Raw genomic sequence first — 14875 nt, forward strand, 5'->3', positions numbered from 1 at the left:
CAAGCTTTCGTAGAATGCCTCCTCTGCTTTTCGCGGGGTGAGGTATCCGATGGCGCTGTGCAGGCGCCGGTTGTTGTACCAGTCGACCCATTTCAGGGTTTCCCATTCGACCTGCGTCATGGATTTCCACGGGCCAAGGAAGTCGATGACCTCGGTCTTGAACAGGCCGATGGTGCTTTCGGCGAGAGCGTTGTCGTAGCTGTCGCCAACGCTGCCCCCAGAGGTGTCGATGCCGGCTTCGGCCAGACGCTCGGTATACTTGATCGACAGGTATTGGGATCCCCTGCCGGAATGATGGATCAACGCATCGGCGTCTGACGGCGTTCTCTGGCAGATCGCCTGGTTCAGGGCATCAAGCACGAACCCCGTGGTCATCGAGATGGAGACGCGCCAGCCCACGATCCGGCGGGCGAAGATGTCGATCACGAAGGCGACATACACCATCCCCTGCCAGGTCGAGACATAGGTGAAATCGCTGACCCAGAGCTGGTTCGGCGTCCGGGCCTCGAAGACGCGGGTCACCTTGTCGTCGGACAGGGCTGTGAGGTATCCGGATTGGTCGTCAGCACCGTCTTTCCGCGCACAACACCCTATAATCCCATCACTTTCATCAGTCTTTCCACGATGCGGCGCGCGATGTCGTATCCTTCCCGGCGCAGCGCATGCCAAACCTTGCGCGCCCCGAAACGGCCGCCGCTTTCGCTGAGTGCACGCCGGATTTCCCGGCTGTCGCGTTCATCCTGCTGCGCCCGTTTCGATGCCCTGGAGGGATCGCGTCGGACGGCCAGCTGCGCGTAATAGGACGATGGCGCGATCGGCAGCACGCTGCAGATCGACCCGACGCTGAACTCGTCCCGGCATTCCTCAATGAATGCGATCATGTCCTGAACGGTCGGTCGAGTTCCGCCTGGGCGAAATACGCGCGCGCCTTCTTCAGGATCTCGTTGGCGGTCCGCAACTCCCGGACCTCGCGCTCCAACGCCTTGATCCGATCTCTCTCAGCCCTGGTCAGGCCGGGCCGTTCGCCGGCATCGCGTTCGGCGCGCTGGCACCAGACGCGCAGGCTGTCCGGCGAGCAGCCGAGCTTCGGCACACTCGCCCGATTGGCCGCGTTGTCACTGGCATACTCGGCGCCGCGTTCCTTGAAAAGCCGGACGCCGCGCTCACGCAGCTCGACCGGGTAGGACGGGGTGTGGGGGCTCTTGCTCATCACGGCTATCCTTCGCGCCTGTTACTCTCCGGTAAACCCGGGGCGGTTCAGGCTGCCGCGTTCCTGCTTTGACGAAGAGCGTTTCGATCGATCTTGCCGGTGCCGGTCTTGGGAAGTTCCACCACATATTCGATGAGGCGAGGGGACTTGTACGGAGTCAGCTGTGTTTTCACGAATGTGCGCAGTTTTGTGGTTTGCGCCTCGTCCATCGACACACCGTCTACGAGCTTGATGACAGCCCTCAATGCCATCCGCTCGTCTTCCAACTGATGCGCAAGCACCGCACATTCGTGGACGTCGGGATGTTCGTTCAGGCAGCGTTCGACTTCCAGCGGCCAGACCCATTGTCCGGACACCTTGATCAACTCGTCCGCGCGTCCCTGGAAATAATAGTAGCCATCGCGTTCGACAAATCGGTCACCTGTATAGATCCAGTCGCCGCGCATGGTTTCGGCGGTCTTGTCAGGCCGGTTCCAATACGTCGGCGCTGAAGAGTGTCCCCGAACGTACATGACACCTTCCTCTCCCGGCGCCGCAGGTGCGCCATCGGGTGTCTCGAGGCGGATCTCGTAGCCCGGTACTCGGGCCCCCGCGGCGCCGATGCGATGATCGTCCTGCCTGTTGGACAAATAGACGTGCAGCATCTCTGTTGAGCCCAAACCTTCTATCGGGCCATGCCCGGTCAAACTCTTCCAAGCGTTGTAGATGTCCTCTGACAGGATTTCGGCCGCGGACATGGACTGGCGCAGCGATGACAGATCGCATGCGCTGATCTCTTCAGACCGCGCCAGCGCGGTGTAGAGGGTCGGCAAACCGAACAGCACGGTCGGTCGGTAGGTCTCGATTGCATCGAGGACCACCTCTGGACGCGGTTGGCCCGGAATCCAGACCGAGCCCGCGCCGACGGAGAAGGGAAAGATGACCGAGTTTCCGAACCCATAGGCGAAATAGGCTTTCGGCACCGAATAACAGATGTCGTCGGGGGTCAGCTTGAGGACATGCTTTCCGAAACTGGCCTGCGCATAGGCCATATCGTGGTGCAGGTGGACGATACCCTTCGGGCGTCCCGTAGACCCAGAGGAATACATCCAGAATGCCATATCGTCGGGGCCGGTTCCCGTGGCTTGCAGGCTGACCGGCTGGTCTTTCAGGAACTCCATGGCGCTGATCTGGCCTGCGGACAGGGAAGGTCCGTTCGCAATCACGCTGGTCTCAAGCTGGGTTCCCTTCAGCGTCTCTTCGGAGAAGATCGTTGAGAGATCCCCATCGACCACGGCGTAGCGGGCGCCGCTGTCCTGCAGGAAATAATTCAGCACGTCGGGTTTCGTCTGGATGTTGAGCAGGACCGGGACGAACCCCGCCCGCACGGCGCCGAAGAAGGCGGCGGGGAATGTCGGTGTGTCGTCGAGGAAAAAGACGATCCGTTCGCCGCGTTCCAGCCCCGCCGCCGAAAAGGCATTGCCCCAGCGAGACGCTTCAGCGATCAATTCGGCGTAGGTCAACTGGCCCTGTGGGCTGATGACCGCGACGCTGTCCGGGTTGCGCTCCAGGTTTTGCCAGAGGATTTCAGAGCAATTCCGATGTTCTGATTTGACAAAGCCAATCTCTTTGGATCCGGGGGCCGTGTCGGTGACATGGTCGATAATCTGAAGGCCGATGTTCCGTTTTGTCATGTCGCTCATTTTTTGTGCCACAAATAGTTCGCTGTTTTGGACAGGGCACCTGGCGCGCAATTGTCCGTTCAAATTTCGGGTTTCCTAAAGGCGGCGGCCGTTCTTGTCGGCTGTCAGCCGCCGGTCGCCTGGGCGTTCGCGTATTCGGCTGCAAAGCGGGGGGCGATCTTGCGCAGGCGTTCTTCAGTGATCCGACCGGACCGCATCAGGTAGTCATGGGCAAATGCCAATGGCGGTAGGCGCATCTTCACGCCGAAGCTTTCGTACCATGTCGCAGAGGTATTGGCCGCATCCACGATCTTGCGGGCGATGGGGGGGCGACCCGCCTGATAGGCGGCAAGGGCGTCATCCAAGTCCGGATGATCTTTGAGGGCATGGACCAGCGCGATCGCGTCCTCCATGGCCAACCGCGTTCCGGACCCGATCGAGAAATGCGCGGTGTGAACGGCATCACCAAGCAGCACCTTACGTCCGGCGACCCAGTTTTCGCACCATAGACGCGGGAACTGACGCCACATGGACTTGTTGGTGATCAACTCGGTGCCCTGCAGCACGTCTCCGAACAATTGGCTGCAGAGTTTCGCGCTCTCGTCTTCGGGCATCCTGTCAAAACCGTAGTTTCTGTAGGTCTCGTGCTCGCACTCGACGATGAAGGTCGAGCGGCCCGGCGCGAACCGGTAGTGGTGCGCGTTCAGTGGTCCCTTGTCGGTTTCAATGAAGGTCTGGGTCAGCGTATCGAAGGGGACCGTTGCTCCGAACCAAGCGAAATGATTGTCGAAATATTCAAGGGTTGGTTTGAACTGGCCTTCGAAGGAGCGCCGGACAAGCGAGTTCAATCCATCGGCGCCGACCACCAGATCCGCTCCGAGCTCCTCAACCGTCCGGACCGTCGTGCCGAACCGAATCTCCACGTCTAGATCACGGGCACGTCCCTTGAGGATCTCGATCAATTCGAGACGGCCCACTGCGGTGAAGCCGACACCGTCGAGCGTCACGGAGCCATTGGGCAGGTTCAGTGTCATGTCACGCCAACATTCCATGTGCGGAACGATCAATTCGTGAGTTTCGGGGTCGTCGGCTTTGAGAAAGTCGAGGGCGCGATCCGAAAAAACGACTCCGAATCCGAAGGTTGCGCCCTCGGGGTTTTGCTCAGTGACGCGCACTTTCACGTCGGGCAGCAGCCGGCGAACAAGTATCGCCGTATATAGCCCTCCCGGCCCTCCGCCCAGGATCTCGATGGATTTCAACTCAGACATGGCTCCTCCCAAAGTCTCTGGACCTGCGGAGGGGGTTAAGCTACATTTCTGAAATATGCAATTAATTGTACAATTCGGAAAGTTATGATGCGCGCTACGAACCCTGTCCAAGTCGTCTTCGGAGATTGTGATCCAGCGGCTATTGTCTTCTATCCAAACATTTTTCGCTGGACGGATGGGGCGTTCCACCACATGCTGCGCCCGCTGGGCGGACATCAGTATAATTGCGATGCTCTCGGCATTGTTGGCATCGGCCTTGTCGAAGTGGGCGCCAGGTTTCGCAGCCCGATTCGGGATGGCGACACGCTCTTGGTCGAGGGGCATGTCTCTGAATGGGCGAGGCGCACCCTGACTCTGAGCTATACCGGGCGCGTCGGTGACAACCTTGCCTTCGAGGGCACGGAGGTTCGTTGCCTTTTCACGCGTGGCGAAAACGGTATTGTCGCTGGCGACACCACTGACTTCAGGGAAATGTTGAGTAGGCATTATGGCGGATGAGGCAAGCCAGGGCTTGAAATCCCTGGACACGGCGCTGGGTGTCCTGGATTTCCTTTCGCGGCAGGATGGCGCCATGACGCTATCGGACATTGCCCGCGGTTGCGGGATGCCCCTCAGCAAGACGCATCGTTATCTCGCCTCTTTCGTTTTGGCCGGGCTGGTCAAGCAGGAGGGGCGTTCGGGCCGATACGATCTTGGCGCCGCAGCTATGCGGATTGGCCTCGCGGCTTTGGCCCGGCACGACTTTGTCAACACTGCTGCGGACGGTTTGTCGGACCTGGCCGCCGAGACTGGCATGACGGTGCTTCTGGCCGTTTGGGCAAATGAAGGTGCAACGGTCGTGCGTTGGCAAAGGGGGTTGTCGCCGACGGTGACCTCGATCGGCCTTGGGACGACTTTGCCCCTTCTGACGTCGGCAACGGGCCGGATATTTCTGGCTTACGCGCCCCGGCCTGCGACCCAGAAGGCGCGTGAGACTGAGTTGCGCCGCGCGGTCCGAAATCCGGCCTTCCTGCCCGACGCGGTTCCGAGCAACAAAGGTCTCGAGGCGCTTGCCGCATCGATCCGTAAGGCCGGATATGCGAGCGTGGATGGCCGGTTCATTCCAGGCTTGGTCGCTGCTGCTGCGCCGATCCTCGACTGGCAGGAGGAAGTGCAGGCTGCGGTGACGCTTGTCGGCGTGGATCCGGCAGCCGTCCGCCCGGACGCGGCGCAGGTTGCCTGTCTGAGGCGCTATTGCCAGAAGCTTTCGCTGGCCTCCCCGGTCGGGACGGGGCGCGCGGATGCCAACTGAAGAGGCCGCCGGCATTTGCCGCAAGGGCAAATGTCGAACCGCGACCGATGCTTGCCGGGTTTCGGAATTGTGGATTGGGCGTTTCGGCTTAGAGTTTTTTCATCGCCGAGATCAGGAGCCGGGCTGCCGGCGGTAGGACGCCATCGCCCCGATAGACGGCGCCCACTCTGCGCTCCCACTCCAGTCCCGGAACAAAGCGCTGGCAGAGGTTCGGCAAAACGCCCGGTGCGGGTAGGAATGACAGTAAATCGGTGCGCTCGACCAGGCGCTGGGCAAAGCGGTGGGCTGCGGTTTCAACCCGTATGCGCGGTGGTGGCAGGTCAAGGGTAGCAAATTTGTTCTCCAGCCATTTTCGAGTGAGATAGCTCGATTCCTGCATGACCCATTCATACTCTGTCAGGTCTCTGGGCTGGAGTGTTTCGCGGTCTTCCAGCGGGTGGCCCTTTCGGAACAGGACTACCATCGCATTGATGTCCAGGTCTTCGCTGCACAGTTGCGGCAGCTTGGGAACCTCGAATGTCGTGCAGAAGACCAAGTCCAGATCGCCCTCTTGCAGTCGGTCCAGCAGTTTGGTGTTCAGGTCTGCGATCACCGAGAACGACAGGTCGGGAAAGCGCTCGACCAGATCTGCGATTGCGGTGGGCAGGTATTCATCCGCAAAGATCGGTCCGGCGCCAACCCGAAGATTGCCGCGGGCTTGACCGCTCTGCATCGTCGCCTCGGCCACGGCGGCATCTATGTCGCCGAGAATGATGCGGGCGCGACTCGCAAAGACCTGACCGGCCTCGGTGAGTTCCACCGACCTGCGGTTGGACGACACGACCAGCTTGGCGCGTATCGTTTCCTCCAGTCTGCGGATGCCCTTACTGAGCGCGGGCTGCGTGATGCCAAGTTCTTCTGCGGCGCGGGTAAAATGCCGCGTCCGGCTGAGCATCACGAAATATCTCAGGTCCCGAGCGAGCATATTATTCCATTTGGTTATGGATCATGACGGTAAGTGATTTGACTTTGAGAGGGCCCTTCGCAACTTTCCCTCATGTGAACGCGAACATCAAGGGAGGACGATGAAGTGTTGGCTCGTTATTTTCTGAAATATGCAAAATATTCATCACTGGCGCTTGTGGCGCTGGCCGGTTCGGCCACGGCGGAAGGCTATCCGGAGCGGGTGGTCCGAATGGTCGTGCCGTTCGCGGCGGGTGGCGGTACGGACGTTCTGGGCCGGGCGTTTGCCAAGGAACTGACTGAAGCATTCGGGCAGAATGTGATTGTTGAAAACATCGGCGGAGCAGCCGGCTTCATCGGGACGCAGGATGTTGTCCGGTCGGATGCGGACGGCTACACCCTGCTTTTTGCTCCTACGGCGCCCTACACGATGGCCGAACATGCGACCCCGCCGGCAACCTACGATCCCGCCGAAGATCTGATCCCGGTGGCGCGTATCGCAGCCCAGCCCATCCTGTTCTCGGTGCGCAGTGACTCCGGTTTCGACACGCTTGCGGATTTTCTTGCCGTGGCCAAGGATGATCCGGGCTACCTGAGCTTCTCATCTTCCGGCGCGGGGGGCGAGATGCATTTGACCGGAGAAAAACTCAAACAGGCCAGTGGCGTTGATCTCTTGCATGTCGGCTATCGCGGTGGCGGTCCGGCGATCTTGGCGCTGGTCAGTGGCGAGGTCGACATGATGCCTGTCGTGACCGGTTCGATTATGGCCTACATACAGGATGGGTCGGTCAAGGCGCTGGCCACGACGGCTCCCGAGCGGCTGGAAAAACTGCCCGATGTGCCGACGATGACAGAACTGGGCTACCCGGAGGTCGATCACATCCCGTCGTGGGGGGTATTCGTCCCGGCTGGCACGCCCGACGAGGTGGTCGCAGTCCTTCAAGAGGTCAGTGAAAAGACCGCCACATCGGTCGCATTCGTGGAATACTTGGACACTCTGTCGATCAGTCCTGCCTATCTGCCCGGAGCAGACTTCTTGGAGGTGCTGAAAGTGCAGGCGGATGGGTTTGGCGAACTCATGTCCACACTCGACCTGGGCCAGTGACCCGACATGATCGATCGTCCAAATTTCATTCTGATCAGCACGGATCAGCAAAGAGCCGACCATGTCGGCTCTTACGGAAACCCGGTCCTTCGCACGCCTTCGATTGACCGGATCGCAGAAAACGGGGTCAGCTTTGACCGTTTCCATGTGGCGACGCCGATCTGCATGCCCAACCGTGCCACGATCATGACGGGGCGCATGCCGTCCCTGCACGGCGTGAAGCGGAATGGCGTTCCGCTCCGGCTCGACTCGACGACCGTGTGCGATCTGTTGTCTGCAGGGGGATACCGAACCGCGCTGATCGGTAAATCGCATCTTCAGACCATGACCGACCTGCCACCTCAGATGGAGCGCGAGGCCGTTGATGGGACACCGCCGCCAATCGACTTGCGCGAAGAACGGCACAAGGCCTGGTCCGAGGGGCCCTATGATCAGGAGGCCCTGGATCGTTGGCGCGACGACCCAGCGCATGTGATCAAACTGCCGTTCTACGGCTTTGATCACGTGGAACTCTGCACGATGCATGGCGACATGGTGCACGGCGACTATCACCGCTGGCTCGCCGAGCGCACCGAGGACCCCGACAGCTTGCGCGGTCCAGCCAACGCCTTGCCGGATGACCGATACACAATCCCGCAAGCCTATCGGACGAAGGTCCCAGAAGAACTCTACCCGACCCGCTACATCGAGGAGCGCAGTCTGGCTTGGCTGGACGAGGCCGCAGAGTCGGATCAGCCGTTCATGTTGCATTGTTCCTTTCCGGATCCGCATCACCCCTTCACACCGCCGGGCCACTACTGGGATCTCTACGATCCCGATGACATGCCCGTGCCCGAAAGCCTGCTCAAACTGGACGAGTCCAAGATGACACCGCCTGTCCGACAGATGCACGAGGCGTCGGGGGTCAATCGACAGAGCACCGTGGCCTTTACCGTGAACGAGCGCGAGGCCCGCGAGGCGATTGCCCTGACCTACGGCATGATCGCCATGATCGACGATGCCGTTGGCCGGCTTCTTGATCGGCTGGATTCACTTGGTCTACGTGAAAATACCGTGGTGATTTTCACGTCGGATCATGGTGACTTCATGGGCGACCACGGGCTGATGCTGAAGGCCGCGCTGCATTACCAGGGGTTGGTCCGGGTGCCGTTCATCTGGTCAGAACCCGATCACGCGGGCGGGCCGCGTCGCACCGAGGCTTTGAGCGGATCGCTCGATATTGCCCGTACGATCCTTGATCGGGCGGGTTTGGCCCCGAGCTACGGGATGCAGGGCCAGAGCCTTATGCCAGTAATCCGGGGAGAGCGACAAACCGCACATGAGGCCGTGCTGATCGAGGAAGACGGGCACGCGCCTGCCTTTGGGATGACGGTTCCCATTCGTGCACGCTCGGTGATCAGTGACCGATACCGGCTTTCGATCTACGATCCAGAGGATTGGGTCGAATTGTATGACCTGAAAGAGGACCCGCTGGAGATGCGAAACCTCGCTGACGACCCTGACTACCAGGATTTGCGTGCCCGAATGTTCGAGCTTCTGTCACGAAAGATGATGACGACGGTTGATGAAGCGCCATTCCCGTTGGCACGTGCCTGAAAACAAGCTTTGGGAGGAGGCTATGGACATCAAGGACATTTTGGGGCGGGCCGGACAGGGCCGCGTTGGGCAACGGCTGATCGGCAGCATCGCGATCACCGGTCTCGGCCTTCTGGCGATTGCCGAGGCAACGGGGTATCCGCTGGGCAGTCTCCGGCGGATCGGGCCCGGCGCTGTGCCGATGGGGCTAGGCATTCTGCTGACCTGTCTCGGCCTCGCCTTCTTCTGGGATGTGCCGAAGTACGAGGATCGCGTGCCCGGCTTTCTTTGGCGTCCGTTGATCGCCATTTCGGCCGCGATGGCGTCATTTGCCTTCCTGGTCGAATATTCGGGCATGTTCGCCGCGATTTTCGGACTGATCGGCATCAGTGAATTTGCTGAACGCGAATATTCCTGGAAGAAAGTCCTGATCACCTCTGTCGGATTGTGTCTGTTTATCGCTGGCTTGAAGACCTTGCTGAGCGACAGCCTGATCCTGGACCTGTACTGAGGGGAACCGACTATGCTGGCCAATCTTCTTCAGGGTTTTGACGTTGTCCTGACGGTTTCGACCCTTTTCGCCTGTTTCATCGGTGCGCTGATGGGAACCTTTATAGGTGTGCTGCCTGGGATCGGCACGCTTGCGGGCATGTCCCTGCTGTTGCCGCTGACCTTCACCCAGACACCGGTCGACGCCATTGTAATGCTGTCCGGAATCTATTTCGGAACGATGTATGGCGGATCGACGGCGGCGATCCTGTTGAACTTGCCCGGCAGCGAGCCCTCAGCGGTGGTTTGCCTCGACGGTTATCCGATGTCGCAACAAGGGCGGGCCGGTGTTGCGCTTACCCTGACCACTTTGGCGTCCTTCGTTGGCGGCTGTTCGGCAATCCTGTTGGTGATGGCCTTCGCCAAGCCGCTGGTCTCAGTAGCGCTGTCGTTCAGTTCGGTCGAGTATTTCTCGCTGATCCTGCTAGCTCTGATCGCGTCCAGCACGATCGCTGCGAGTTCGATCACCCGCAGCCTCGTGATGATCATTTTCGGACTGTTGATCGGCCTTGTGGGCATCGAGGTTCAGACGGGCTACCCCAGGTTTACATTCGGCAGCGAAAGCCTGCTGGACGGGGTGAGCATGGTCGTGGTTGCCTTGGGGTTGTTCGGCGTGACAGAGATCCTGTGGAAATTCGCCGATGGGGGAGACACTCGGCGTTCTCCCTCGATCGACGTCTCATGGCGGTCGATGATTCCAACCCGTCAGGATTGGCGCGAGGCCGCACGCCCGATCGGCCGCGGGACCGGGCTGGGGTCACTCATCGGCATCCTGCCGGGCGCCGGAGCTGCGATCTCCTCCTTCGTCGCCTATGCTGTGGAAAAAAAGATCTCAAAGAACCCGTCGAAATTTGGCAAGGGCGCGGTCGAGGGCATATCCTCGGCCGAGGCTGCCAACAACGCTGCTGCGCAGGCGGCTTTCATTCCGACGCTTGCGCTCGGCATCCCCGGAAGTGCGACCATGGCGCTTATCCTCGGAACGTTGATGATCCACGGGATCCAGCCGGGTCCGCGCGTGATCTCGAACAACCCGGATCTTTTCTGGGGCGTAATCGCAGGGTTTTGGGTGGGCAACGTGATCCTCATCTTCCTGAACCTGCCGCTGATCGGTCTCTGGATCCGCCTTTTGAAGGTGCCCTACACGATCCTCTACCAGATCATCCTGTTCTTTATTTGTTTCGGGGCCTATTCGGTGTCGCGCAATGTCTTCGACGTCCTCCTTTGCATCGGGTTCGGCTTTGTCGGCTATTGCGCAAGGCGCATGGACCTGCCGGCCGCTCCGGTGCTTCTGGGCATGGTGTTGGGGCCGATGGCCGAAGAACACCTGAGGCGCGCGCTATTGCTGGGGCGTGGAGATTATACCATCTTCCTGACCAGCCCGGTCAGCCTTGTCTGCCTTGTTCTGGCGCTGGGAACGGTGGCCTTGAGTATCTACCAGGCGCACAAGCACCGCAGGATGCAACTGAAGACCCAGTAATCGCCCAAGGATCTCGCTCTCGCCATCGCCGTGCTTGAGGTTGGTAGTGGACCAAACAATGGTCGTCGGCGCAGCGGGGGCGGGGTCATCGTCTTGGCCAAACCTCGACCTTGATCGTGGACCATCGAGGCAAAGCGACGTCGCCTTTTGACCGGAAGGGCCGAGCACCTGATCCGTCGCCGATCGTACTGGTTTCACGTTCCATCGCCGGGAGAAGCAGGGGGCGGGTCCGGCCTCGTGGCGGAAACTTGTATTCGCTTCGATTGCGTCTTTTTGCAAAGGATGAAGGATGGACAACCGGATCAAACAGCGGCATCTCACCTGCTTCCTGGAGATCGTTCGAAGTGGGTCCATCATCGCAGCGGCCCATCAGCTCAACATCACACAGTCGGCCGCCTCCAGAACGCTGGGTGAACTAGAGGAAATCATCAATGCACGGTTGATGGAGAGAAACCGGGCGGGCATCGTGCTGACCTCGGCGGGTGAGACGTTCTATCGCCACGTTTCTGCCAGCGTGACGGCCCTGAAACAGGGGCTCGAACAAATTGCGCGAACCCGCAAGGATGCGCGCCAATCGGTGATCGTCGGCGTTCTGCCCAATGCCGCTGAACGCGTTCTTCCAACCGCGGTGGCACGGTTCAAGGCGCGAAATCCCGGCTGTCCGGTCTCCGTCGTGACTGGGACCAATCCTGTTCTGATGCAGGCGCTGAGGGTCGGTGAACTGGATTTCGTGATTGGTCGGCTTGCTGCGCCGGACGACATGGCCGGCATCGACTTCCAGATCCTCTACCAGGAACAACTGGCCGCAGTGGTTCGTCCGGGCCACCCGCTGCTCGTTCTCGAACTGCACGAAGAGTTCCTGGCGTCACTGGCAGAGCAAACCTTTGTCATCCCTCTTGCCGACACGATCATCCGCCGGGATGCCGAGCAACTGCTGATCGCGGCGGGTGTAAAAAAGGTGGCTGACGTGGTCGAGACCGTCTCATCGCCGTTTGCACGCGCCTATTGCCTGCAGACGGACGCGGTGTGGATTGCGCCATGGGGAGCCGTCGAAGGGGATCTACGCTCCGGCGTACTCAGTGCGTTGGCTGTGGACGCGGCAGCCACGCAGGGAAACGTGGGCATCTCGACACGTAGTGAATCGGGGTTGACGCCGTTGGCGCGGTCCCTTGCAGCAGAACTCCAGGATGTCGCATCAGATACCGTGCAAAAATCTCAAGTAAGTGGCCGAAATCAACTTTGAGTCAATTTTCTGCGCAAGCGATATTGCCGCAGCGTTAACAGGGAGGAATCATCATGCGTATCTTCGCAGCTATTGCGGCGTTGTCCGGCGCCCTTTGGGCCGGGCAGGTTTCGGCACAGGCTCCAGTCGCTATCGGGACCAATCCACAGGGCTCCTTGGCCTATGTGTCGGGGTCGGCAATCGCCAACATCGTTGGCAAGAGCATCGGCCGATCGTTCATCGTCGTTCCTTTGGGCGGACCCAGCGCCATCATCCCTGCGATGGCCGACCGGGAGTTCGACTTCTCGTTTGCCAATATCACGGCCGCTGCCCAGGCCTACGCAGGAGTAGGGTCTTTCGAGGGGCGGCCCTATCCCGGACTGCGGATTGCGACGGTCGTCTACCCGCTCGAACTCGGCATCATTTCCCGGCAAGGCGATGGGATTGAAAAAATCGAAGACCTCGCAGGCAAACGCGTTGCCTCCGAGTACACCTCGCAGCGCAATTTGGACGTGTTCATGAACGCAGCCTTCATGGTTTCCGGCATGAGCTTCGACGACGTGCAGCCCATTCCCGTCCAGAACGGCGTTCAGGCCATCGACGAACTGATCGACGGATCGCTGGATGCATCAATCTTCTCGATTTCGGCCGGCGCGGTCGCCAAGGCGGATGCCTCAGTCGGTGTGACGTTTGTAAACCTCCCCGACGGCGAAGCTGAACAGGCTGCCCTGGCCGATCTCGCGCCGGGCGCTTCGATCGGCAGAACAACTGCCCGCACCGGGCAGGACGCGACTGTGATCACCGCCCCCTTCGTTATTCTCGTCACTGACGCAGTCGATGACGAGACCGTGTATCAGGTGGTCGCCGGAATCGCCAGGAATGCCGAACACCTGGCCAAGGCGGATCCGCAGTTTGGCAAGATGTCTCTCGACATGATGGCGGACCCCAAGCTTCCGATCCCCTACCACCCCGGCGCCATCCGCTTTTTCGAAGAACAAGGCGTCTGGGAATAAAGCCCGGCGGAACCCTGCGGGTCACCGCCCGCGGGGGCGCAGGCAGCACTCAAATGAGAATAGGAGGATCGAACATGACGACGGCTCGTCTCGTGAACGTCCTGGGTTTCTTGATGGTTGCGGCAGCGATCCTTTGGGCGCTCAGCGTCCAAAGGATGCTTGGCTTCAACTTCTTTGGCGGCCAGTACCTGTATTTTCTGATGGCACTGGCCACGGTTGTGATCTTTTTCACCCATCCGTTCCTCCGGTCTCGCCCGAAATTGTCTCGTTTCATCGACGTTCCGCTGGCTCTGATCGGTGCTGGAGCGATGATCACGACAATCGTCATGTTTCCCGAGCTCATCGACCAGGCCAATTTTCGCGACTATGGGACGCTGGGGCTGTCGTTGGCTGCCATCACCATCCTGGGTCTGATCGAAGGGATGCGGCGCACCGCGGGACCTGCGTTGACCATCATCGTGATCGGCGCGCTGTTGATTGCCATCTTTGCGCAATACCTGCCGTCGCCGCTGACCGGGCGCCCGTTCCGACCGGAAAGCTTCCTCTACAAGATGGCCTACATGGACGGCAACATCCTTGGCGCGCCCCTGTCCATCGTCGGAGCCGTGGTGATCGCCTTCATCTTCATGGGGTCGATGCTGCAGGCCACGGGTGGCGGTGAGTTTTTCTCCGATTTTGCTGCTGCCCTGATGGGCAGATCCCGCGGTGGCTCTGCAAAGATCGCGGTGACCGCCTCCGGGTTCTTCGGAGCAATCTCCGGATCGGCCGTCTCCAACGTGGTGTCCACGGGAATGGTCACCATCCCGCTGATGAAGAAGGCGGGCTACAAGGCCCAGGTTGCCGGGGCCATCGAGGCCGTTGCATCCACTGGCGGCCAATTGGTTCCACCAGTCATGGGCGCCGCCGCCTTTCTTATGGCGGTGACGACGCAAACTGACTACTCCGTCATCGTCGTTGCCTCGCTGATCCCCGCGTTCCTCTACTATCTCGCACTCTTCCTCCAGATCGACCTGATGGCCGGACGGGATGGTATCAAGGGCGTTGAAGGGAAGGACCTGCCATCCGCGAGCGAGGCTCTGCGCCAGGGCTGGGTCTTCATCTTGCCCTTCGTGGTACTGATCTTCGGCCTCTTCTTCCTGGCATGGCGACCGGAATACGCGGCACTGGCGTCCACCGCTGCAATGTTCCTCGCCCTCGTGGTTTTTGGATACAGGGGCGCGCGGCCCGGTCTGGCGCAGATCGTGCAGGCGTTCCGCGATACTGCCGAAGCCTCAGTTGGCATCATCTTCATCGCCGCAGCGGCAGGGATCGTGATCGGGGCCTTGAACGACTCCGGCGTCCTTTTCGCGATCACCGGAGCAATCCTCGCCATCGGTGACTCTAGCTTGCCGCTACTGCTCATCCTCGCTGCGATCCTCTGCATCATTCTGGGAATGGGCATGCCGACCGTGGGAGTTTACGCCCTGCTTTCGACATTGGTCGCGGCGCCACTGGTCGAACTCGGGGTCAACCTGATCTCGGCGCATCTCTTCGTTCTCTACTTCGGCATGATGTCGATGATC

Annotated in this window: 12 protein-coding genes, 1 pseudogene and 1 other annotated feature; of the genes and pseudogenes, 9 read left to right on the forward strand and 4 right to left on the reverse strand. The window is 60.2% G+C overall.

From position 1 onward, the window contains the following. From PVW46_RS13945 to cehH, 3 genes and pseudogenes are all read right to left on the reverse strand, one after another. A pseudogene (locus PVW46_RS13945) lies at nucleotides 1–1210 on the reverse strand (IS3 family transposase); the annotation flags it as partial. Beyond that, nucleotides 807–923: a sequence feature (AL1L pseudoknot), on the reverse strand. (Overlaps the previous pseudogene by 117 nt.) A gap of 47 nt (nucleotides 1211–1257) precedes the next feature. After that, the gene (locus tag PVW46_RS13950) at nucleotides 1258–2883 is read right to left on the reverse strand and encodes a benzoate-CoA ligase family protein (protein ID WP_069210139.1); all 1626 of its coding nucleotides are present in this window, start codon (nucleotides 2881–2883) and stop codon (nucleotides 1258–1260) included. A 113-nt stretch (nucleotides 2884–2996) separates the two neighbouring features. Next, nucleotides 2997–4139 (reverse strand): salicylyl-CoA hydroxylase, encoded by a 1143-nt coding sequence (cehH, locus tag PVW46_RS13955; RefSeq protein ID WP_069210140.1) that lies wholly within the window; start codon nucleotides 4137–4139, stop codon nucleotides 2997–2999. Between the two features lie 87 nt (nucleotides 4140–4226). Here cehH and PVW46_RS13960 point away from each other — a divergent pair, with 87 nt between their 5' ends. Both PVW46_RS13960 and PVW46_RS13965 read left to right on the forward strand, forming a co-directional pair. Then, nucleotides 4227–4637 carry an acyl-CoA thioesterase gene (locus PVW46_RS13960; protein WP_274576291.1) on the forward strand — a complete coding sequence of 137 codons (411 nt, stop codon included), beginning with the start codon at nucleotides 4227–4229 and terminating at the stop codon, nucleotides 4635–4637. After that, nucleotides 4627–5430: an IclR family transcriptional regulator gene (locus PVW46_RS13965; protein WP_069210142.1), complete on the forward strand. Its 804-nt coding sequence runs from the start codon at nucleotides 4627–4629 to the stop codon at nucleotides 5428–5430. Before PVW46_RS13960 ends, PVW46_RS13965 begins: the two co-directional genes overlap by 11 nt. Nucleotides 5431–5518: 88 nt before the next feature. Here PVW46_RS13965 and PVW46_RS13970 read toward each other — a convergent pair whose 3' ends face one another. Continuing rightward, nucleotides 5519–6394 (reverse strand): LysR family transcriptional regulator, encoded by an 876-nt coding sequence (locus PVW46_RS13970; protein WP_069210143.1) that lies wholly within the window; start codon nucleotides 6392–6394, stop codon nucleotides 5519–5521. A gap of 108 nt (nucleotides 6395–6502) precedes the next feature. Here PVW46_RS13970 and PVW46_RS13975 point away from each other — a divergent pair, with 108 nt between their 5' ends. The 7 genes from PVW46_RS13975 to PVW46_RS14005 all read left to right on the forward strand — a co-directional run. Then, a complete protein-coding gene (locus tag PVW46_RS13975; RefSeq protein WP_133065750.1) occupies nucleotides 6503–7477 on the forward strand; it encodes a Bug family tripartite tricarboxylate transporter substrate binding protein in 975 nt (324 codons plus the stop codon). Nucleotides 7478–7483: 6 nt separating this feature from the next. Beyond that, the gene (locus PVW46_RS13980) at nucleotides 7484–9073 is read left to right on the forward strand and encodes a sulfatase family protein (RefSeq protein ID WP_069210145.1); all 1590 of its coding nucleotides are present in this window, start codon (nucleotides 7484–7486) and stop codon (nucleotides 9071–9073) included. 22 nt (nucleotides 9074–9095) lie between these two features. Then, complete coding sequence (locus tag PVW46_RS13985; RefSeq protein ID WP_043147165.1) at nucleotides 9096–9563, forward strand: tripartite tricarboxylate transporter TctB family protein; 468 nt, start codon at nucleotides 9096–9098, stop codon at nucleotides 9561–9563. A gap of 12 nt (nucleotides 9564–9575) precedes the next feature. Beyond that, nucleotides 9576–11078: a tripartite tricarboxylate transporter permease gene (locus tag PVW46_RS13990; protein ID WP_043147164.1), complete on the forward strand. Its 1503-nt coding sequence runs from the start codon at nucleotides 9576–9578 to the stop codon at nucleotides 11076–11078. 289 nt (nucleotides 11079–11367) lie between these two features. After that, the gene (gene pcaQ, locus PVW46_RS13995) at nucleotides 11368–12321 is read left to right on the forward strand and encodes a pca operon transcription factor PcaQ (protein WP_069210146.1); all 954 of its coding nucleotides are present in this window, start codon (nucleotides 11368–11370) and stop codon (nucleotides 12319–12321) included. A gap of 53 nt (nucleotides 12322–12374) precedes the next feature. Next, nucleotides 12375–13313: a TAXI family TRAP transporter solute-binding subunit gene (locus tag PVW46_RS14000; RefSeq protein ID WP_074622881.1), complete on the forward strand. Its 939-nt coding sequence runs from the start codon at nucleotides 12375–12377 to the stop codon at nucleotides 13311–13313. Between the two features lie 74 nt (nucleotides 13314–13387). Then, the coding region (locus PVW46_RS14005; protein WP_274576289.1) for a TRAP transporter permease at nucleotides 13388–14875 on the forward strand (1488 nt) is incomplete at its 3' end.

The organism is Mameliella sp. AT18, assembly GCF_028807275.1.
Taxonomy (GTDB): domain Bacteria; phylum Pseudomonadota; class Alphaproteobacteria; order Rhodobacterales; family Rhodobacteraceae; genus Antarctobacter; species Antarctobacter albus.